This is a genomic window from Maribacter sp. ACAM166 (assembly GCF_005771495.1).
Classification (GTDB): domain Bacteria; phylum Bacteroidota; class Bacteroidia; order Flavobacteriales; family Flavobacteriaceae; genus Maribacter.
This window is the reverse complement of sequence record NZ_VAUW01000052.1, coordinates 1-22,359: the sequence shown is the minus strand read 5'-3', so window position 1 is coordinate 22,359 and position 22,359 is coordinate 1. Positions and strand designations below refer to the sequence as shown.

Below are 22,359 nucleotides of genomic sequence, written 5' to 3'. Positions count from 1 at the left end.
ACCTAACTCTCTCGATACATCTCCTACCGACCTTCCTTGTTCATTTTCCTTTAGAGCTTTAATAATCTGGCTCTCGCTAAACTTGCTGCTTTTCATGATGACAGTTTGAATTTAAAGTTAGTAAATTCGAATTATTAACTGTCCTACTTATGGGGAAGCCTACACGTAAATAAAGATGATTGATTTTTTCATAATTTATGTTTTTAGTTGTTGATTTTAAAGTCCGAATTTAAAGTAATTGGGATGCCTAATTTTAGAGTTTGATACACAATACAACTCTGTTTTGCTCCTTTTATTAACGTATTCAAGAGCTTTTCATTTGTGTTTTTTGCAATAATTAATGCCTCAATATGCATAGATTGAAATTGAACGGGAATAGATTTATCAATCATTAATGTTCCTCTTACATCTACTTGAGCATTTGCTCTTATTTTTGTTTCAATGAGTTCTATTCCCAACTTATTAGAAATCATTCTAATAGTGCTTTCAAAACAAGATGCTAACGAAGCACATAGTAAATCGCCTGGATTTGGAAAATCGTTATCACCACCAACTGCATTATGAACTCCAATTTTGAATGGAACTTTCATTTTATCATTGATGGAAACCGATGTTCTAAATGGGTCCTGTAGGTTAGTTCCAATTACTTCCGAAGAATCAGTAATCCAAGCTGATGCAGGATTGTTTTGATACTTTTTGTAAAGAATTAAATGTCTTTGATGTACTACGGAACTATTTTTTATGGATTTTAGATTCCTCGTTGAAAATTCTGGACTTTGCATACTATTAATTTTTCCAATTAATTAATAATACAAAGGACAGAATATAAATTTTATTCAGGATTTCTTAAAAGTCCAAATAATGTTCTTAAAAGGTCAATAAATAGGATTACCCTTCTTTTTTGAATGCTTTAAATTTATTGGGAGTTACGTTAACTTTCTTTTTGAACGCTTGAATGAAATGAGAATTATTTTTAAAACCGCATTCATAACCTATCTCACTTACAGTTAAATCTGTACCTAGTAGCAGCGCTTTGGAGTGTTCTAGTCTTTTATTAATTAACCACCTACTTGGAGTAGTATTGAAACATTCTTTAAATTCACGTTTAAAGGATGATAAACTTTTACCACAAAGTTTAGCATAATCAACTATTTTTAAATCGTATTGAAAATTTTCTATCATCAAATTTTCAATATTCGTTTTAGTGTTTTGTGCTATTGAATTGAAAAAATGTAGTAGTTCTTTGTTCTTTGAATTAATAACTATATTGAAGAGTAATTCTTTGAATTTAATTTCCACTAATTCTTTAGGAATTTCATCTTTCTGTTTTAAATAATGGAATATACTTTCTATTAAAGTTTTAAATGAATCATTAGTAGTGATGTCGAAAATTTGATTATACTCTTTCTTATGATTTAATTCTCTTTTAAAAGATGGATTTTCTCTAATAAATCTTTTGATGAATTTATCATTAATAAAGAACAGCATTACACAATAATCACTTTCTAAATATTGCTTTGTAGTATATACTCCTTTTTTAACAAAAAGGGAATCTCCTGCAATAAGGTTATGTGTTTTTTTTGAGGTAATCCAATCTTTTTTACCGCTAATTACATAGGTAATTAAATGATTCTCTATCCACAATTGGTATTCTTCAATATTTAGAGGACATTTATATTCAACGAATAAGAAATCGTTTCCAACAAGCTTGTTGAATTTCGGATGATTTTTAAAGTATTCGTATGCATTAATCACTATGTTGATTTCAGTTTTAAATTATGCCTAACGTGTTTTTGTATGCATAGTTACGTTTGGCTAGCAACTAAATTAGTAAAAGAAAACGAACCAGATGGAAATCTGACCTGTGGCGGCATTTATCGTCACTAAAGATTTTGTGAGTACACACAGAACAAGTAATTGACAAAAACTCATAAAGTATTAATGTTTACAGGTAAATAGGGATGTTGTATACGTATATTATATGTTTGTAAACGTTTAACTTGTATTAATACACCTCATATTCCTTTTTGTAGGCTAGGGGAGTTCGCTGGGTGATGGTCTTAAACTGTTTATTGAAGTTAGATAGGGTTTGAAAGCCACTTTCGTAGCATGCTTGTGAGACATTCGATTTTTGCTCTATGAGTAATTTGCAGGCATGACCAATACGTATTTCGCTAACAAATTCAGAGAACGATTTATTGGCATGCAATTTAAAATAGCGACTAAAAGAGGTTGGTGTCATATTAGTTAACTCTGCTAAATCTGCAAGAGACATTTTCTTTTTGAAATTCTTCATCACAAAGGCGTAGACGCTAAACATACGTTCGGTATCCGCCTCTCGAAGGGTATTCGTATACCCAGGGCTTGCCAGTAAATTATATGCTTTGGTTTTACTGATGAAATCCAATATTTTTAGAAGTTGAAGAATTCCTTCAAAACCATCGAGGTGCACCAATGCTAACATTAATTCTTGCAATGTAAGCGCAGTTTGTTCCGTAAACTCCATTCCCCTGAGGCTCTTGTGAAAAACCTGGCGTAACCGTATGGCTTCATCTTTTTGCAAAAGGTTTTCTCCTAAAAAGTCTTCATGAAAATAAATTACGACACCTTCAGACCACGCAATATTCTTTTCCTGATCCTGTTCGTTTTCACTGCGCCACAGATGGGGTAAGTTTGGTCCTGTAAAGGTAATATCGCCAGCTTTATATGGTTTTACACTATCACCGATAAAGCGTGTACCGCTTCCTTTTAATACGAGAAATAATTGATGTTCTGAGTGAAAATGCCAATGAGGATCAAATACTGGTTCGCTTAAAAATCGTGCCAAGTAGGCTCTCGTTTCGGGTATAGGAGATTTTTGTAGTGCAGATTTCATGGCGAATAGTGAAGTTTTTTTTTAACGCTAAAAGAACTAATTACACACTAATTTATCAAATATTAGCACTAATTTAAAATAAAATGGTAAAATACAGTCAGTATGTGATATGTAAGAGTGGATTTTGAGGTGCTATTTTGTGTAATATTGAGCGTAGAAAATAACGCTCATTATGAAAGTCAGCCATCCGTTTATTAAAATTACCATTGTCCTTCTTCTATTTTCTGCTTGTTCGCCTGTTAAAAAAAAACGATTAGACGATGCGCCACGTAGAATAGAAGTATTATTCTTAGGCCATGAAATCGAACACCATAATTCAAGGGCATATTTTCCCATTTTAGCATCGGCTTTAACCAAAGACGGTATTAATATTACATATACTGAAAAGCCGTCTGACATAAACTCAGATAATTTGAAGAAGTATGACGGACTTATCATTTATGCCAATCACGAGGAAATTAGTAAGGGTGAGGAAAAAGCATTATTAAACTTTGTAAAAGATGGAAAGGCATTTATTCCCCTACACTCCGCAAGTTTCTGTTTCAAGAATTCCCCAGCGTATATTGATTTGGTCGGTGCTCAATTTATACGTCATGAAACCGGCACATTCACGGCAGAAATTACAGATAAGGAGCATCCCATTACCAAAAATTTAAAACCTTTTGAAACGTGGGACGAAACCTATGTACATGATAAAATTTCAGACGATATTAATGTGTTGATGGAACGTGTTGAGGGTGAGCATAGAGAACCTTGGACCTGGGTAAAGGAAGTTGGCGAAGGAAAGGTTTTTTACACGGCCTATGGTCATGATGAACGTACGTGGGAGAATAAAGGGTTTCAAGCGTTGGTGAAATCAGGAATTCTTTGGGCAGTAGACGACAAAGTGAAAAAAAATTGGGCGGCCTTTATGACCGATATACCAACATTGAAATATGAAGCACGGGCGAATATACCTAACTATGAACAACGTGATCCTGCGCCAACATATCAATTACCCTTATCCCCCGAAGCGTCGAAGAAATTGATTCAGGTACCAGCAGGTTTTGATGTGCAGTTGTTCGCTTCTGAACCAGATATCATAAACCCTATAGCCATGAATTGGGATGAAAAAGGAAGACTTTGGGTTATTGAAACGGTAGATTATCCCAATACGGTGCGCAACGATAATAGCATTGGCGATGATAAGGTGAAAATTTTAGAAGATACCGATGGTGATGGAAAGGCAGATAAGGTGACCGTCTTCGCAGATAAATTAAATATTCCGACAAGTTTTACTTTCTATGATGGAGGCATCGTAGTTTCTCAAGCGCCGCATTTTATATTCTTAAAGGATACCGATGGTGATGATAAGGCTGATGTAAAAGAGATATTAATTGATGGATGGGGCACGTTCGATACGCACGCCGGTCCATCAAATTTACAATATGGCATCGATAATAATTTGTATGGTGTAGTGGGTTATTCCGGATTTGAAGGAACCATTTTTAATCAAGATTTTAAGTTCAATCAAAACGTATACCGATTCAATCCGAAGAGAAAAACGTTCGAAGTATTGACCAATACCAGTAATAATACATGGGGATTGGGATTGACAGAGGATAATTCCATTTTCGCCTCTACAGCGAACAATACCCATAGTGTGTTTTTGGGCATACCTAATGCCAACTTTAGCCATGTAAAAGGAATAGGGACCGATGGAAGTGTTAAAATAGACGGACATTATGCAATGCAGGCCATCACTCCGAATGTTAGGCAAGTAGATGTTTTCGGAGGTTTTACAGCTGCCGCTGGGCACCATTTTTACACCGCAAGGGCTTATCCAAGTTCGTATTGGAACAGCATTGCTTTTGTATGTGAACCAACAGGTGGCTTGGTGCATCAAGCCCGAATTGTTAAAGATGGAGCAGGGTATGTAGAAGAGGATGCTGGTAACCTTTTTGCCTCAGCAGACGAATGGAGTTCACCTGTAGAAGCCAAAACAGGTCCCGATGGGGTGGTTTGGGTTGCAGATTGGTATAATTTCATAGTACAGCATAACCCTACCCCAAATGAAGAAAGAGGCGGTTACGATGCAAAAAACGGTGAAGGTAATGCCTATATGAATCCATTGCGCGATAAGGAGCATGGTAGAATTTGGCGCGTAGTGCCTAAATATGACGATACGTATGAGAAGCAACAGTTAACAAAAGAAAATCCAGAGGCATTGATTGAAGCATTAAGCAGTACTAATCAATTTTGGAGACTTACGGCCCAACGACTATTAGTTGAGCGAGGGGAAACCGATGTGCTCAACGATTTGTATCGATTGGTCAATAAAAAGCAGGTCGATGATAAAGGCTTAAATAATGCGGCCATGCATGCGCTGTGGACTATTGAGGGTCTAAATGCCTTGAAAACGGATAGCAATGCTTTGGGTGTAGTAAAAGGCGCTTTATACCACAAGGCATCAGCAGTACGTAAGGCTGCCATACAACTATTACCGAGAAATGAGGATACCGATGATGCCTTGTTTAAGGCAAATACCTTGAACGATCGCGACCCAAATGTTCAATTATCTGCTTTGCTCTATTTTTCAGAACGACCATCATCTAAAAAAGTGGGTGCACTTCTGCATGATCTTGGTAAGAACGATGCAGTTTTAAATGATGTGTGGTTATTTAAAGCGCTCTATGCAGCAGCTGCTAAACATGTAGACGGATTCTTAAATGCGTTTTCAGAAGCAAATCCTAATTACAAAATAGCATCAGATGAAGTAAGTGATATGAATGCTAGTAATTACGATGATTCTGATTGGGAAACTATGGAAATTCCTCAATATATGGAAGATGCCGGTTTACAGGTCGATGGTGTCGTTTGGTTCAGAAAAGAACTAAATCTACCTGCAAGTCTTAAGAATAAGATTGGAGAATTATCGCTAGGGCCCATAGATAATTCTGATATAACCTACTTCAACGGAGTAGAGGTAGGGAGCATGGCAGCGAGTTTTAGTTCAAACAGAAATTATGAAATTCCTAAAGGAGTCTTAAAGACCGGTAAAAATACAGTAGCGATTAGGGTAGAGGATACTGGAGGTAAAGGCGGAATTTATGGGAGTTTTTGGCAGTTGTACCTGAAGTCAGACGGTACAAAAATCAGTTTAAAAGGACCTTGGAAATATAAAGTAGCAAAGAATTATACAGATCAAGAGAAGAAATCTTACGGCATATTTGATATGGTGGCACTTTTAATGAAATATTATGGTAAGCAGGGGGATACACCCTCAGAAACAATACCTGAACAAGTTTTCAATGCAAAAGTGATTACGATTAAAGCAATCACGAATGAAATGAAATATGATGTAACCACGTTTGAAGTGAAAGCAGGTGAGCAGGTAGAATTAGTTTTGCAGAATCCAGATTTTATGCAGCACAATTTGGTCATTACAAAACCAGGTAAAAAAGAGTCGGTTGGTAAAGCAGCTGATAAAATGGCAGCAGACCCAAATGCTGCAGACCGTAATTATGTGCCGCAGACCAATGATGTATTGTTCGCAACTCCATTATTGAATCCAAATGATTCTTATTCCCTGAAATTTAAAGCTCCGACGACACCGGGTGAATATCCATTTATATGCACGTTTCCTGGGCACTGGCGTGTCATGCAGGGTGTGATGATTGTCAAGTAATTATCAAATAATTAGTAAGAGATTAAATGAAAAATAAAATAAATTTCGGGGTTAGTACCTGGTTATGGCAATCTCCATTTTCAACTAAGAGTATTGACCTTTTTTCAAAAATAAAGGAGTTGGGGTTTGACCTTGTTGAAATCCCTGTAGAAGACCCACAATTAATTGATGCGAAGGAAATTAAAAAGGCACTTTTAGATACTGGTTTGAAAGTTTCTGTTTGTGGGGCTTTTGGTCCGACAAAAGATCTTACCCATAACGACCCAAAAGTACATCGTCAGTGTTTCGATTATTTAGAGCAATGTTTTGAACTTTGTACTGTGTTCGAGGTGGATTTTTTAGCAGGACCAATGTATTCTGCAGTCGGTAAAGCCCGTTTGGTTTCACCAGAGCAACGAAAAATAGAATGGAATTTGGCCGTGACGAATTTACAGAAAGCATGTACCATGGCAGAAGGTCACGGCTTAGCGATTGCCTTAGAGCCATTGAACAGGTTTGAATCTGATATGGTCAATACGGCCGAAGATGTAATGCGGTTGGTTACCGATATCAACCATACATCTGCACGCGTATTGTTAGATGGTTTTCATATGACCATAGAAGAAAAAAATATACGGCAGGCAATCAATACTGTTGGTGATAAATTGATACATGTACAGGTTTCTGAAAATCATAGAGGAATTCCTGGTACAGGCCTTACACCTTGGAATGATTTCAAGCTAGGACTTGCCGATATAAACTATAGTGGAGGCTTGGTAATAGAAAGCTTTACCCCAGAAATTAAGGAATTAGCCGCTGCAGTATGTATTTGGAAAACCATGGCAAAAAGTCAAGATGAATTTGCCAAACAAGGGTTAGGATTTTTAAAACAGACGTTTAACGATTAAGATACATATAATGAGCGAGAAGAAAATAAAAATAGCCATAGTAGGACTCGGTTTTGGAGCGGAGTTTATACCCATATATAAAAAGCATCCTAATGCAGAATTGGTTGCCGTTTGTCAACGAAACGAAGAAAAATTAAATGAAATTGCAAATGCGTTTGACATCGCCAAAAGATATACGTCGTATGAGGAGTTGTTGAAAGATGATGAGATAGAGGCAATTCATATCAACACGCCTATTCCCAATCATGGCGAACAATCTATTCAGGCGCTTAAAGCCGGTAAACATGTGGCATGTACCGTACCTATGGCGACAACCGTGGATGAATGTAGACAGATTGTAGCACTTACCGAGAAAACCGGCCTTACTTATATGATGATGGAAACGGTGGTGTATGCCAGAGAGTTTCTATATATGAAAGAGTTATATGATAATGGGGAATTAGGTAAAGTCCAATTTTTAAAAGCAAGTCATCAACAGGATATGGATGGATGGCCAAATTATTGGCCAGGACTGCCACCAATGCATTACGCGACGCATTGCGTTGGTCCGGTGCTTGGTTTAACTAGAGATGAGGCGGAATATGTGTCTTGTTTTGGTTCTGGAACCATACGCGAAGAACTGATTAAAGAATACAACTCGCCTTACGCTGTAGAAACCACCCATATAAAATTCAGGAATTCAGATTTGAGCGCTCAAGTGTATCGCTCTTTGTTCGACGTAGCGCGACAGTATCGAGAAAGTTTTGAAGTCTATGGCTCTAAGAAGTCCGTAGAATGGCCCTTGATAGAAGGTAAGCCTTTAGTAGTGCATACCGCCAAAAAGCCAGAGCCAAAAATTCCTAAGGAAGTTGAGATTCCTGATTTCGCAAAACTATTACCAAAAGAAATTCAATCATTTACGACACAAGGCGTTTATGATGAAGGTGACAATCAGCATTTATCATTTACTCAAGGTGCTGGTCATGGGGGTTCACATCCGCATTTGGTACATGCTTTTGTTGAAGCATTGGTAAATGGTACATCACCCTACCCAAATGCAAAACAAGCTGCCAATATAACCTGTGTGGGTATATTATCACATGAATCTGCTGAAAAAGGTGGTGAAATTTTAAGATTACCAGATTTCACATTTACAAGTTAGAAACCAACCAATCTTTATATATACTGTGAATTACAGTTCGGAAGTCAGATTTGACATTTCGGACTGTAATTTTTTTTTGTCCTAATGTATACCTGCAATTTCACCCTTACCTAGAACTAGAAATAGTGCTATTACTGTTGTTAAAGGAAATCCCTAATTTTAAGCCAATTCTAAGTATTGGAAAGCCGTAATTAATAAATCATATTAATAATAAAAGTGCATGAGTAGTTTCTTAAAGGTTATTAAAGTCAGTATAATCGTCACTTTGGTAATTGTCATAATTCGTTTATTATTTTCTAATTGGGAAACACTGTCATTTGCCAATGAATTAAGGTATGCTGGGGTTAGTTATATATATGCCTTTGTATTAACAGCAGTAAATGCCTACTACAACGAATATATTTCTACAATTTTCAGTTGGGAGAAACAAACCCAAAAGCGATTATGGTTTGGCGCGATAGGCTCCATACTATTAACCGTTATAGCATTTGCCCTAGTACGGTGGTTTACAGAAGTTATCCTTTTTGGCATGGACTTTAATAAGTTCTTGGCATCAGAAAGTCCGATCTATTATATCCTAGTAGTGGGCGTAACGCTCATCGTTTCTCTTTTCTTACACGCATTTTATTTTTATAAGGCCCTACAGGATACTAAGGTCAAAGAACAAAAGATTATTGCCGGTTCTGCTTCTGCTAAGTTCGATGCCTTAAAAAATCAACTCGACCCGCATTTTTTGTTCAATAGTTTAAATGTATTAACGAGTTTGATTGAGGAGGATCCTAGCCAAGCACAAAAGTTTACCACGTCTTTATCTAAAGTCTACCGGTATGTATTGGAACAGAAAAGTAAAAATCTCATATCTGTAGATGAAGAACTTCAGTTTGCCAGAACGTATGTGCGCTTATTGAAAATGCGATTTGAAGACAGTATTGTTTTTGAAATTCCGGATAAAGCATTAAATCCGGAAGCTAAAATAGTACCGTTATCATTACAACTCCTTTTGGAGAATGCTGTAAAACATAATGTTGTGACGACTTCCAAACCGTTGCATATTAATATTTATGAAGAAGACGGATTTCTCTATGTTACCAACAACCTACAAGAGAAGCAAGTCGTTAAAAAGAGTAGTGGTGTAGGCTTGCAGAACATACGCCAGCGGTATGCAATACTCACTAAAAAGGAAATGCAAATCTTTAAAACCAATACAGAATTTAAAGTGCGTCTACCTATTTTGACCAATACTATTGCCTTCAGAGAAACCCAAGAATCTTTCATTGGCAGTAAACGCTATGAAAAGGCAAAGGAGCGGGTAGAGGCGATAAAAGGATTCTATGTAAACCTTGCAGCCTATTGCCTAGTAATTCCCTTTTTGGCATTTATAAATTATAGGACCACAAGTTTTATATGGGTAATTTTCCCTGCTCTAGGTTGGGGGTTTGGCCTGCTAGGCCATGGATTAAAGGCTTACGGGTATAACCCACTATTTGGTAAGAATTGGGAAGAGAAGAAAATTAAAAAGTACATGGAAGACGAGAACTTTTGATGCTACAACAATTCAGTCATAAAAAAGTACAACTGGGTAGTTCAATTTTTTAAAAACAAGGGGTACTGCCGAAATTTGAAGTATAGAAAACAAATACGTAGTAACCTAAAAATTTTAAAAAATGGAATCACAACAATTTAACGATCAGCATTATACTTATCAAAAGGCAAAAGAAAAGGTACAGGCGATTAAGGGCTTATATGGTAATTTGTTAGGCTACTGTATTGTAATCCCTATTCTTGCCTTTATAAATTATAGAACAACAGACTTTCCTTGGGCCATATTTCCTGCATTAGGGTGGGGTTTTGGATTAGTGATAAACGGTTGTTATGCATACGGCTACAATCCGATTTTTGGTAAGGCCTGGGAGGAAAGAAAAATTAAGGAATTCATGCAAAATTCATAATCAGTAACTATAGAACTCATGGATAACACCAAATACTCTAGAGCAAAAGACCGAGTAAACGAAATCAAGAACTTTTATGGTAAGGTAGCATCGGCAATTTTCACTATCGTCATTGTTGCCTCCATAAACTATTATTTAAATGAATGGCGATACGCCTGGTTTCTATGGGTAGTTTTTGGATTGGCAATAAGTTTATTTTTTCAAGCACTCAAAATTTTTAACTTGAATCCCTTTATGGGCCGTGGATGGGAAGAGCGAAAAATTCAGGAATTTATGAACGAAGAAGAAAGTGAAAAACGATGGAACTAAACGAGTTTGAAAAATCGGATAAATTACTACGCGCACAAAAGCGCGTAAAAAAATTAAAGGGTTTCTATATTCACTTGATTGTATACCTTTTGGTCAATATTTTTATCAGTACAACAACGGTAATTGCCAGAATGAACGGTGGAGAAACTTTTAACGAGGCGTTTTTTAATTTCGCATCATTTTCTACAGCTATTTTTTGGGGAATAGGATTGGCCTTTCATGGGGCTAAGGTGTTTAATTACAATCCATTTTTTTCAAGAGATTGGGAAGAGCGTCAAATAAGGAAATATGTAGATAAGGATAAGAAGGAAGAAGATAAGTTTAGATAAAACCACATTAGAATAATCGACCATGAAGACCATTATTATTGAAGATGAAAAACCAGCCGCTCGTAGATTAAGTAGAATGCTTGAAGGGTTGGATGTAAAGGTATCTACCATGTTGCATTCGGTTGAAGAAGCGATTGCTTGGTTTCAGCATAATGAACATCCAGATCTTATCTTTTTGGATATTCAACTGTCCGACGGACTCTCTTTCGAAATATTCGATGTAATAGAGGTACATAGCGCTATTATATTTACGACCGCTTTTGATGAATATGCATTGCAAGCATTTAAATTGAATAGTATTGATTATATATTAAAACCAATTGACGATGAAGACTTGGAGCACGCGGTCAACAAATACCGTACTCGATTTAAATCGGCTACTGAACCCAATAAGATTGCATTAGATTTTGAAGATATTAAAAAGTTATTGGTAAACCCTTTGGAGCGTGAGTATAAGAAGCGATTTACCGCTAGGGTAGGGCAGCATTTGAAAATCATTAATTCAGAAGATGTTGAATGTTTTTATAGCGAAAACAAAGGAACGTATGCATCTACAAAAGAAGGACGAAGTTATTTACTAGATAACACTTTAGAACAGCTTGAGGGTGAATTGAAGCCACAAGTTTTTTTTAGGGTTAGCCGAAAGTATTATGTGAACGTAGAGTATATTAAAGATATCATTTCGTACACCAACTCTAGGTTGCAAATTAAATTAAAAAACAATCTAGACCTAGAAATTATTGTGAGTAGGGAAAAGGTAAAGGACTTTAAGTTATGGTTGGAGTGAGAATAATAAAATAGTAGTAATCAATATTTTAATTAGATATCCGTAGGTTGTTCTTCTTCATCAATTCGGTTTTCATCGAATGCAGAGGGTAATAATTTAGGAATAAGTTTAATAAATATAGGAAGTAAAATTGCGCCACCTGGTAAAATGAAAATTGCCAAAGATGGTATACTTTTAAAAATATCCAAAAGTTGATTTTGAACCTTTTTCTTTTCATCGCGGCTAAGGTCTCTTACCGTAGATTTTGATAATAAAGCAACCAATTCTGCACTTTGAGAAAGCTCTTTAAGTAATCGCTTACTGTTTCTTAAAATTAGTTTTTTTACAATTTTCCCCATACTATCGTAAAATTGGTGGGCAAGATTTTTTTCCTTTAGGTAGGGTATGTTTTCTAGGTTTAATTTAAAAAAGTCTGTAACATGTAGTATAGATTCAGAAATAAGTTGATTCTCAAGGCCCAAATCTTTACCGATACTGAATATAAATTCAGATTCCGTATAATCCAACGAATGGTCTTCCCAAACCGTTAAACAAGCCATATCCAACAAATAGCGATTCTCCCAAGTTTCTTTGTTCGTTAATAATCGTTCTCGATAAGAACCATCAAAAGTATGGTCTGAACAATTGATATAGGTTAAAGAAGAGGCAAGCAATTGCGACAATTTAGTATCACTTCCATTTTTTTGTTTAGAACCAAGGGAGTGATACGTTATATTAATTACTAGATATTCAATTTCCTCTGCCTTACGTTTTAGGTCTTCTCTATCATTCAAATAATGTTTAAAAAGTAATACATCTATAAATAGTAATGATTTGGTGATTAGACTATTAAATGTCTTACTAAAAATATTGTCTTCTATGTAAATTCGAGAAGCTATTAGTTTCTCAAGTTTCGCTGAGGTTTTGTTGCCTGTAAATAATTTACCAAAAAAGCCAGTATTGTTGATCTGTAGAATTCCATAAAACTTAAAGACCTGCTCTATAAAAAAAGCGTAATCATTATCTCTACCTTTTAATTTATAAGTGAAGTATAACGCATTAAGTAAATTGATTTTAGCTTTTTCATCTTCAGATAGTGCGTGTTCTGGATGAATAAAATCGGGAATTCCTGAATTTAACCCATATACGAAACCACTCTTTTTAAGCGTACTATATAAGGAATCAAAATCGGGGAAAGCATTCTGGTGTTTTTGAACGACCGAGCCATATTTTTCAATCCAACCGGAGGCAGACGGGTTCATATCTATATAGTTTAAAAAGACAAAGTTAGCTAATTATTATATTCCGGTTTATTGAACGAATACTTAAAAATGTACTTCATACCTATAGTGGAGTATTAGAGTTGATTCCATTTTAAAATAAAACGTATAAAATTTATTTTTTAATAAAAATGAACCTTTCGTTTTTTGTCTCGTAAGTAAGGGTGATTCTAATCTAAAAATAAGATAATGAAAAAATCAAAATTATTTATGGGACTTGGGGCATTAGCCTTAGTAGGAGTTCTTTTAGTTGCGGCAGATCATATTGATGCTCCGGGTTCCATGGGAACTTCGGCCGATATTGCCGATTTTTATGCGTTTGAGCCAACAGTAGGTTCAGACAACACCGTTTTTGCGGTTGATTTACAATCTAATGTATTGCCAGATTTGGCCTACGGTACATTTGATGAAAATGTATTATTAGAAATTAATATCGACAGCGATGGCGATTTGGTTGAAGATTTGGTGATACAAGCTATTCCTAGAGCCGGTAAAATGTACTTTTTTGGTCCGGTTGCACCTAGTGAAACAGGCTTGAATGGAACCATAATGGTTGATTCACCATTAGGTTCGGTAGATATTTCTGCTTCTACTGCGATTGTTGAAACTACCGCTGATGGTGTTATGCTATTTGCAGGACCTAGACAAGATGCTTTTTTCTTTGACTTTTTTCAATTCAATGCTGTAATTGGTGGTGAAGCGCCATTAGGTTTTAAACCTGTAGGTGATCCTGCTTCTACTGATGATGATGATGACACCGCTGTTGATACTTTTGATGGTGCCAATACGATGTCTATCGTAATCGAAATTCCAAATAGTCTATTGGGCGAAACTACTGCAGTTAATGTTTTGCAATTACCAGTTTACAAAACTTGGGTAACCACAAACGCCAAACAATAATAACCTTATAAATATAATTAAAATGCAATATAAAAATATAAAATATACGTTTTTGTCTCTTTGTGCGGTAGCTGCTTTAGCTTCTTGTGACAATGATGATTACAGTGCGCCTATAGTAGTCATTCCAACTTGTGATGATGGAATCATGAATGGTGATGAAACTGGTGTTGATTGTGGCGGTACTACTTGTGCACCATGTGAAGTTGCTATGGAGCTAGATTTCACAGGAACATACGCTCAAGTTGATTTTATCGGAAGACCAGGAATTAATACAGTATTAAGTGCAGATGGAGAAACTAAGAATTCTCATAACGTTTCAATTCCTTCAGAAATGGGAGCTACTTTTCAAGCTGCTTTTGAAGCAAGATTGGAAGCGTATCATGATGTTTATGCAACTATTTTAGGAGCTGATCCAGCTGCTGTAAATTTTGAACCGAATATTTTAGGTGATATATTAAATGGACCTATGGATGATGGATTTACGAATAACCCGGTAACAGCTACTGTTTTAACGACGGTGTTATCTAATGACGTACTTGAAGTTGCTCCAAATTTTCCAACAACCTATTTTAATGGTGGAAGCGGAGCTCCAAACTATGAAGGTGCTGTTGGTTTAACAGGAAGAACTCCACAAGATGATGTTATTGATGTTTCGTTGATATTACTATTTGGTGGTGGCGATGGTGCTAGATTTAGTGGTCAGGATACTGATGACGATGGTATGGCAGATTTACCAAGATTAACCTCAGATGGCGTTGGGCTAACCGCTACTATAAGTACTATGTTTCCATATTTGGGAGCACCTGAATAAGAAGTTGCCTTCACCTTATCGGTTTCAACGAATCGGTAAGACTGGCACAACCCTAAATTGTTTATGAAAGAGAAGGGATAGGGGAGTTGAAAAACTCCCCTTTTTTAAACAATCCACATAAAACACAACCTAATGAAATTAATTAAGCTTTTAATACTATTGATAATAGTATCCTCTTGTGATACTAAGAATCATGATACAGTTGCACAAAAAAATGATTACGATAAGTATTTAGTGGCTACTCCGGTTAAAACCACCTCTAAATATTTTGAACTTTGGAATTCAAAAATAAGACTAGATAGTATGCAGCTTACTAGTTTTGGTATAGTTGGCGGAGAGTACCATCGTTATTTCCAACAAACTGGTGATATTCAATATTTACAAAAAGCCGAAAAAAGTCTTAAAAAAGCAGTAGAGATTGCCAATATCGGCAAACCAGGATATTACCGGACTTTGGCCAGAAATTATATTTCACAGCATCGCTTTAGGGAAGCTTTGCAACTGGCAGATTCAGCTGCTGCAATTGGGGGTGATGATGCAGAAAGACAAAGCTTGTTCTTTGATGTTCATATGGAATTGGGTAACTACCAAGTGGCAGAAAAATATTTAGATAGTCTAAAAAACATGTCAGATTTTGGATATATGATTCGATTGGCCAAATGGAATGATTATAAAGGTGATTTAGACACGACCATTAATTTTATGGAACTGGCAAGGACGAAAGCAGAATCATCTAAGAATGAAGAATTAATGTTGTGGAGCTACACTAATTTGGGGGATTATTATGGACATGCAGGTAGAATACAAGATTCTTACAACCAGTATTTAAAAGCATTGGCAATCGATAATGATAATGCCTATGCTAAAAAGGGTATCGCTTGGATTGTATTTTCAAATGACAAAAACCCAGAAGAAGCCATACGTATATTAGATGCTGTAACTCAAACGTACAAAGCACCTGACTATTTTTTGTTAATAGCTGAAATCGCAGATTATATGGGAGATGATTTAATTCGCACAAAAAATTTAGACCAATTTTTCACTAGAGTGAAGGGTACAGCTTACGGCGATATGTACAACGCATATACTCTAGGTTTGTATGTAGAAGAAACTAAACAGTACGATCAAGCATTAGTATTAGCTCAAAAAGAGGTTGAGAATAGGCCAACACCAGAATCATACAGTTGGTTAGGCTATAGTTACCTTAAAAATGGCAACTTAAAGAAAGCTTTAGAAATTGTTGATACCTATGTATATGGTAAAACATTTGAGCCAACCTTGCTACTGCAAGCTGCAGAAGTATATAAGGCAAATGGTCAACTACAAAAAGTTACAGCGTTAAAAGGAGAATTAATAGGAGCCCTCTATGAGTTGGGGCCCAATATGGAAAAGCAAGTCCATGATTTGTAATTGATTGCCCAATTATTTTCATCTCTGGTTTGTTTTAGGTTGGATTGTTTTTTTTTCAGTGCCACGATTTTAATCGTGGCACTGTTATTTTTAGGTATTTCATCGAAAATTTAACGTTTTTTAAGATTTGAACGGATGAAATACATATATTTATCGACCAAATACATTTAAAGTGCCCCAGCATCTTAAAAATGTGAACTAAAAGTAACCAAGAAAAACTACTAATGTTATGGAATACCTACTCTTTACATTATGGATTAGCTTAATGATCATAATGGTTGGCAAAACTATTTTTGCCTATAGATCTCTACAAAGAACACTCCAAAGAACCAACAGTTCTATTTAAAGTAATTTTCTAAGTAATACCGGTAGTAACAGCAAATCTAGTATTAATGCTGTTACAAGGGTAACACTGATTATCAAACCTATGGTTATACTAGGTTGATGAATGGAAAATAGCATTACCATAAAGCCAAAGAATAAGATGATGGTGGTTATGACCAAAGCCCTTCCTGTTTGAACGAACGTTTTTTCAAGTGCAGCTTCTTTAGAAAGCCCTTGTGTAATCCCTAACTTATACTTTCCTAGAAAGTGAATCGTATCATCAACGGCGATACCAAAAACGATAGCGAAGACTACAGATAAAGAAGCTTCTAGAGGTATGCCCAAGAACCCAAGTATGGCTCCTGCGAACAAAATGGGTAATACATTTGGAACAAGAGATATTAAAAATATTTTCATATCTCTAAAAACAAAAGCCATTATAATCCCTATCAACAGCAAGCCGTATAACAGTCCCTGCAATAAACTACTTCTAATATATTCTGAATTTTTATCTAATAAAATACTTTTTCCGGTTACTTTAACTGTTATCAGGGTAGTGTCTAATTTGGTTTTTGCAAACCTATCGATACTGTTGTATACTATTTTAAGGCTATCTGTACCGACATCTTGTAATTTTCCATTGATACGTGCAACGGTTTCGTTAGAATTAATGAATCGGCCTAATTGTTTACGCGCTAAACGACGGGCATCCTTTTTATACTTCTCAAATGTTTCCTTATCATCCGGTAACGAAAAAAATGCTGAACTGTTTAAGTTATTTGCTTTGTTGATGATTTTATAAGGCAAGTTGGCCGATTGTAAGTTACCAATACTTTTGATGTTTTTTAAATGAGATAGAAGTTTTTCAATTTCTTGAGCAACCTCAAAATCTGTAACCTTGTGGGTGTCGGCACTCATTACAGCGATTTCCAATGGGCGGAAACCTGCATAATTTTCTTGAAAAAACACAAAGTCACTAGCAATTTTACTTCTTGCAGGTAGTGCTTGCTTAAATTCATAATCGGTTTTAATTAGGTAAATTCCAAGGAAACAAAATAGGGTGAAAACTACAGTTCCTAAAATAATGGATTTAGGATGTTTTTTGGTGAATGTATTTAACTGCAAAAGATAGTTCACCCATTTTGCAGAAACACTTCTACTACCTATTAGTTTTTTTTCAGGTAGACTAATCAATAGAGAAGCGGTCAATAAAACTACGGTTGTATAAGCTACCAATACACCGATTGCTGCATTAACACCAAATTCTTGAATACTCACTAATCTTGAAGATAGTAGGGTGACAAAACCAACAGCTGTGGTAACAGAGGTAAGTAGGGTAGTCATACCCACTTCTTTTAAGGAAGAACGTATGGCTGCATATCTTGAAATTCCACTTTGTAATTTTCGTATATAGCTATCGGTAAGATGTATAACATCTGAAGTTCCTACAATGAGCATTAATACTGGGTAAAATGCTGCCATGGCATTCAATTCCTTTCCAAGAGCAGCCAATAATCCCATAAAAAGCAATAACGACATAGCAATTGAAAAAACAGAAATCAATACTACAGGGATACTTCTATAGACTAATAACAGAATAATGAACACTAAAATAGATGCAACTATAGTGGTGGTCAGTACTTCACTTTTTTGCATCTTAACGATTGCCTCATAAAAGAAGGCTCTACCCAGTATGTGATATGCTGTTAAATTATGTTTCTTTAGTGAGGCTCTTATATCATCTAGTAATACACCAGATTGCTTGTAGTCTAAATTATCTTCGGTCTGTAAGGCTAAGACCAGTGATTCTCGTTTTTCATCAATAAGTACATTTACAAATAAGGAGTCCTCCTGAATTTTTCTCCAATCCTTCTCGTACTGTGATGTATCGTCAATATGTACTATAGGCAAGGTTGTGTAACCAAAGGATGTTTTTAAGGGATAAGAAAGGGTCGTTAGAGAATTACTTTCTAACACATACTTAAAACCTTTGCTGTCTTTAGAAAATGACTGAAAGCTATTTAAAAAGTCTTGTTGAAAAACACTCGGTTTATTCTTTACGGCAATAAGTAAAAAATTATCATCCGTTCCGAATTCTTCAACATAAGTATCATAAAATGCTAGGTCTGGGTCTTCTTCAGGAAAAAATTGACTAAAATCGAAGGAAAATTTTAACTCATCCAATTTAGAGGCAGATAGTATGCCTAAAAGTATAAAGATGAAAATGCATATATTTTTGAGGGAACCTAAGTTGGCCTTCATAGAACAGAGTGAAATCTATTTAACTATTTCGTATGCAAAGTTACCATTCTCGTTAGTATTTGCAGCAAAAAGAATACAAATAGAAACAGTATGTCGTTTAATTGAGCGCTTTCAAATGAACCTAATTCATCTATAAATCAATAAAATTGTCTAGGTCTAAGGTCCAATCATAATTTTTATAGGTAAGGTCAATCCCTTTAGTTAAAGGTATTAAACCATTCTTTTTTAGAATTTTATTTACGCCACATTTGCCACCAAAATCACCTCTAAACCAATTGAACAATGATGTGACTGCAACCTCTTTAGCGTCTGCATTATATTCTGTAGTTCTTTCAAGATACGTTTTGGTTCCTTTCTTAAATTGTTCATCTAAACGTTCCCATTCGTATATAGCCACTGGTGGGCAGTCTATGGCTCCACAATTTAGAGCGAAATGTACATTGTAAACAGGTTTGTTTACCCGCAATTTCCGTTCAAATTTATTTGGGAACCACTTACGTATATAACCCAAGCCATATTCATATTGGGACTTTCGAATAATGCCATGTTCTATTTTTGCAAATGAAACGGTCTCACCCGCTATAGTAATTTGTTTTTTTTTGAAAAAACTGCCACGGTCAGCATATAGGTCGGGATTTTTTTGAAGAATCACCTGTATATAAGCATTGTAGATATTTATCCAAAAAGCCAAACGCTTATCATTGGTATCAAGGGCATTGTCCAACTCTTTAATAGTGGTATTGGCTAAAATATTTTGTAAGTCCTCAGTATCTTTTTTGCTCTTTAGCCGTTTTAAAAATGATTCGGACAATTCGCTGAAATCTGTAGTTGAGGTGGTTGAATCTTGCGCTTGTAGATTGTTCTTATCTGTTAAGAATATCGTACACAACGTCAATAGAAAATAAAACTTAAGTTTCATGTGTATTTTTTTAGGTTAACCTATTAACGTAACTACAGTTCAAAGGTTCTTGAATTATTGGTCGAATTTTAATTTAATTGTTTACACGAACCTTTTGTATATTTTTAGATGCACATTAAAACTTTTTTCATCAATTTGCATAGATAGTTCTAAACCCTTTACTATATAATTTTTTAGTTGGCGGTATATGTCAGCTACGTGTTGCTCACTAGATTCTCATATGATTAGTATTATAATACCGGCACATAATGAATTTAAAAATTTGCAGCGGCTTTTTAATACTACATGTATTTTGGAGCAGGAACAACTTTTAGAAATAATTGTAGCTGTTTCCCCTAATACTACTGATAATACCGAAACGCTCAGTAGTATAGCTAAGGTGAAACTACTTCGTTGTAAAAAGAACGGTAGGGCCGCTCAGATGAACGAAGCGTCGAACGTTGCTAAAGGTGAAATATTAGTATTCTTACATGCTGATGTAGTACCCCCAAACGGTTTTGTTAATGATATTCAACAAAGTCTTGAGCATTTTTTCGACGCTGGATTTTTTTCTTATCGGTTTGATAAGGAAAATTGGCTCTTACGTTTAAATTCATCCTTTACAGCAAAAGACGGTTATTTTACAGGCGGTGGCGACCAATGTTTATTTATAAAAAAAGATGTCTTTTACCAAATAGGGACGTTTAATGAAGAGCAAGCGCTAATGGAAGATTTTGAATTTTTTGGAAGAATGAAAAAACAAAAAATCCCCTATACCATTGTAAAAAATGACTTGGTTGTTTCTGCACGCAAGTATGAATGTAATTCTTACCTTAGAGTTAATCTTGTTAATTTACTACTGGTTACACTGTTTAAGCTGGGGTACTCTGGCGATAAGCTAAAAGTACTCCATAACAAATTGATTCGTACCCCTTACAATGATTGAAATTATAAATGGTATTCAGCAAATTGGGATTGGAGTTTTAGACACCAAGAGTGTATTTAATTGGTATAGGAAACATTTAGGTTTTGATATTTTAGTGTTTAAAGATGAGGCAGTTGCTTCCTTAATGACTAGATATACGAACGGTACTAAAGAAAGGCGCGATGCTTATTTATCCCTTAATTTGGTGGGTGGGGGCGGACTCGAAATATGGCAGTTTAAAGATCGTATACCTTGTTCTCCAAAAGTACCGTTAAAATTTGGTGACTTAGGTATTTATGCAATGAAAATAAGATGTAGTAATCTTGATAAAATGCATATGTACTTGAACAGGTTAAAGGTTGCTAACCTAGAGAAAATTTCTAGTTCAGATAAATGCAATACGAGTTTTTATTTCGAGGACCCTTTTGGTAATAGGGTTCAAATGGTGAAAGACACCTATGCATTCTGCAAACGAACCAGTAAAAATGGGGGTGTGATGGGAGCGGTAATGGGTGTAAGCAATATGGAGCAGTCATTGAATTTTTACATGAAAATGTTAGATTACTCGGTGGTTTTGTATGACGGGGTAGAGGCAACTAAAGGCGATTCACAAGAATTTAAGAAAGGTAGCTTTAGAAAAGTTATCTTAAGTCAAGAACGAAAAAACATAGGAGGTTTTGGAGACCTATTAGGACCCACACAAATAGAATTGATCCAGGTTTTAGATAGGATTCCGGTGAAAATTTATAAAGATCGACTTTGGGGCGATTTAGGGTACATTCACCTTTGCTTTGATGTTTATGGCATGGATCTTATGAAGGAAAAGGCAAACTCGTTGAACCATCCTTTTACTGTAGATAGTTCGGATAGCTTTGATATGGGTGATGCAGCGGGGCATTTTAGCTACGTTGAAGATCCCGATGGAACTCTAATTGAACTAGTGGAAACCCATAAGGTGCCAATTTTAAAATCGTTGGGATTATTCTTAAACCTCAAAAATAGAAATCCCCATAAAACTCTGCCGAAATGGATAGTTAAAAGTCTTGGCTTTCATAGGGTTAAGAAAGATTTTTAATCTAAGTAAAAATTCACTTGTGAGCTCTTGTGGGGAGTTCTATTTAGACCGGTTCCTGAAAATTAAAAAATAGCATTCGGTACACCGTAAACGATCAGTTGTGTTGTGGTTGCTTACCATTTTTTAAATTATATAACTAGATAGTTCACAAAAACATTTTACTATCAATGGAAACTTATTGATAGTAAAATATTATGATAGCTTTGTACGTGCCAAAGTTATCTATATAAGGTGAATACCTACAACTGACTAGTACAACTATTACTTTACTTCTTGAAGTACTGAAATTTTTACTTTTTCAAAATTTACGAATGACTTAACTTTGTCAATGACTGAATTCTCCATTTCCATATTAGCAGGATAGTCTATTTCTTCTAATTTTTTACTTAGCCCTAGTAACATTATCCAAATTATAGTACTGAAAACCTGAGTTCGATTAAAACATAACTAGTTGATTTGTTTTAACGGTTTGATATTTGATGCTAGGTTTCTTGGGCAAGAAGCTATATGCAATAAGGCCTGAGATAATATTCACCAAGAAATTACCAAAG

21 protein-coding genes are annotated in these 22,359 nt (G+C 35.5%); 13 read left to right on the top strand and 8 right to left on the bottom strand.

The window, feature by feature from the left end:
• From ES765_RS23025 to ES765_RS19730, 4 genes are all read right to left on the bottom strand, one after another.
• Positions 1 to 96, bottom strand: a 96-nt coding sequence (locus ES765_RS23025) for a transposase (protein ID WP_171017281.1), incomplete at its 3' end; no start/stop codon positions are given.
• A 107-nt stretch (positions 97 to 203) separates the two neighbouring features.
• Positions 204 to 782 carry an OsmC family protein gene (locus ES765_RS19740; RefSeq protein WP_138116062.1) on the bottom strand — a complete coding sequence of 193 codons (579 nt, stop codon included), beginning with the start codon at positions 780 to 782 and terminating at the stop codon, positions 204 to 206.
• Positions 783 to 888: 106 nt separating this feature from the next.
• Positions 889 to 1,755 (bottom strand): helix-turn-helix domain-containing protein, encoded by an 867-nt coding sequence (locus ES765_RS19735; protein WP_138116061.1) that lies wholly within the window; start codon positions 1,753 to 1,755, stop codon positions 889 to 891.
• Between the two features lie 250 nt (positions 1,756 to 2,005).
• Entirely contained in the window at positions 2,006 to 2,875 is an 870-nt protein-coding gene (locus tag ES765_RS19730; RefSeq protein WP_138116060.1) for an AraC family transcriptional regulator, read from the bottom strand.
• Positions 2,876 to 3,047: 172 nt separating this feature from the next.
• Here ES765_RS19730 and ES765_RS19725 point away from each other — a divergent pair, with 172 nt between their 5' ends.
• From ES765_RS19725 to ES765_RS19690, 8 genes are all read left to right on the top strand, one after another.
• Entirely contained in the window at positions 3,048 to 6,542 is a 3,495-nt protein-coding gene (locus ES765_RS19725; protein WP_138116059.1) for a PVC-type heme-binding CxxCH protein, read from the top strand.
• 26 nt (positions 6,543 to 6,568) lie between these two features.
• Positions 6,569 to 7,429 (top strand): sugar phosphate isomerase/epimerase family protein, encoded by an 861-nt coding sequence (locus ES765_RS19720; RefSeq protein ID WP_138116058.1) that lies wholly within the window; start codon positions 6,569 to 6,571, stop codon positions 7,427 to 7,429.
• Positions 7,430 to 7,439: 10 nt separating this feature from the next.
• Positions 7,440 to 8,570: a Gfo/Idh/MocA family oxidoreductase gene (locus tag ES765_RS19715; RefSeq protein ID WP_138116057.1), complete on the top strand. Its 1,131-nt coding sequence runs from the start codon at positions 7,440 to 7,442 to the stop codon at positions 8,568 to 8,570.
• Between the two features lie 220 nt (positions 8,571 to 8,790).
• Positions 8,791 to 10,113, top strand: coding sequence for a 2TM domain-containing protein (locus ES765_RS19710; protein WP_138116056.1), 1,323 nt, complete (start codon positions 8,791 to 8,793; stop codon positions 10,111 to 10,113).
• 121 nt (positions 10,114 to 10,234) lie between these two features.
• Positions 10,235 to 10,519, top strand: coding sequence for a 2TM domain-containing protein (locus ES765_RS19705; protein ID WP_138116055.1), 285 nt, complete (start codon positions 10,235 to 10,237; stop codon positions 10,517 to 10,519).
• 18 nt (positions 10,520 to 10,537) lie between these two features.
• Positions 10,538 to 10,828, top strand: a complete 291-nt coding sequence (locus ES765_RS19700; RefSeq protein WP_138116054.1) for a 2TM domain-containing protein — start codon at positions 10,538 to 10,540, stop codon at positions 10,826 to 10,828.
• Complete coding sequence (locus ES765_RS19695) at positions 10,819 to 11,157, top strand: 2TM domain-containing protein (RefSeq protein ID WP_138116053.1); 339 nt, start codon at positions 10,819 to 10,821, stop codon at positions 11,155 to 11,157. Before ES765_RS19700 ends, ES765_RS19695 begins: the two co-directional genes overlap by 10 nt.
• A gap of 22 nt (positions 11,158 to 11,179) precedes the next feature.
• Positions 11,180 to 11,944 (top strand): LytR/AlgR family response regulator transcription factor, encoded by a 765-nt coding sequence (locus ES765_RS19690; RefSeq protein WP_138116052.1) that lies wholly within the window; start codon positions 11,180 to 11,182, stop codon positions 11,942 to 11,944.
• A 32-nt stretch (positions 11,945 to 11,976) separates the two neighbouring features.
• Here the strand turns inward: ES765_RS19690 and ES765_RS19685 are convergent, their stop codons facing one another.
• A complete protein-coding gene (locus ES765_RS19685) occupies positions 11,977 to 13,185 on the bottom strand; it encodes an LETM1-related biofilm-associated protein (RefSeq protein WP_138116051.1) in 1,209 nt (402 codons plus the stop codon).
• Positions 13,186 to 13,392: 207 nt separating this feature from the next.
• Between ES765_RS19685 and ES765_RS19680 the strand changes: the two genes are divergently transcribed.
• The 3 genes from ES765_RS19680 (at position 13,393) to ES765_RS19670 (ending at position 16,324) form a co-directional block, all read left to right on the top strand.
• Positions 13,393 to 14,103 (top strand): DUF4331 family protein, encoded by a 711-nt coding sequence (locus ES765_RS19680; protein ID WP_138116050.1) that lies wholly within the window; start codon positions 13,393 to 13,395, stop codon positions 14,101 to 14,103.
• Positions 14,104 to 14,125: 22 nt separating this feature from the next.
• A complete protein-coding gene (locus ES765_RS19675) occupies positions 14,126 to 14,914 on the top strand; it encodes a DUF4331 family protein (RefSeq protein WP_138116049.1) in 789 nt (262 codons plus the stop codon).
• A 132-nt stretch (positions 14,915 to 15,046) separates the two neighbouring features.
• Positions 15,047 to 16,324, top strand: coding sequence for a tetratricopeptide repeat protein (locus ES765_RS19670; RefSeq protein WP_138116048.1), 1,278 nt, complete (start codon positions 15,047 to 15,049; stop codon positions 16,322 to 16,324).
• A gap of 342 nt (positions 16,325 to 16,666) precedes the next feature.
• Here the strand turns inward: ES765_RS19670 and ES765_RS19665 are convergent, their stop codons facing one another.
• Together ES765_RS19665 and ES765_RS19660 are read right to left on the bottom strand one after the other, a co-directional pair.
• On the bottom strand, positions 16,667 to 18,910 hold the full coding sequence (locus ES765_RS19665; RefSeq protein WP_138116047.1) for an efflux RND transporter permease subunit: 2,244 nt from the start codon (positions 18,908 to 18,910) through the stop codon (positions 16,667 to 16,669).
• Between the two features lie 130 nt (positions 18,911 to 19,040).
• Complete coding sequence (locus ES765_RS19660; RefSeq protein ID WP_138116046.1) at positions 19,041 to 19,829, bottom strand: DUF547 domain-containing protein; 789 nt, start codon at positions 19,827 to 19,829, stop codon at positions 19,041 to 19,043.
• Positions 19,830 to 20,049: 220 nt separating this feature from the next.
• Between ES765_RS19660 and ES765_RS19655 the strand changes: the two genes are divergently transcribed.
• Together ES765_RS19655 and ES765_RS19650 are read left to right on the top strand one after the other, a co-directional pair.
• Positions 20,050 to 20,754: a glycosyltransferase gene (locus ES765_RS19655; protein WP_138116045.1), complete on the top strand. Its 705-nt coding sequence runs from the start codon at positions 20,050 to 20,052 to the stop codon at positions 20,752 to 20,754.
• Positions 20,747 to 21,808 (top strand): VOC family protein, encoded by a 1,062-nt coding sequence (locus ES765_RS19650; protein WP_138116044.1) that lies wholly within the window; start codon positions 20,747 to 20,749, stop codon positions 21,806 to 21,808. Before ES765_RS19655 ends, ES765_RS19650 begins: the two co-directional genes overlap by 8 nt.
• Before the next feature lie 261 nt (positions 21,809 to 22,069).
• On the opposite strand, the gene ES765_RS21925 is transcribed toward ES765_RS19650, so the two are convergent.
• A complete protein-coding gene (locus tag ES765_RS21925) occupies positions 22,070 to 22,210 on the bottom strand; it encodes a hypothetical protein (protein WP_171017383.1) in 141 nt (46 codons plus the stop codon).
• Positions 22,211 to 22,359: the final 149 nt, after the last annotated feature.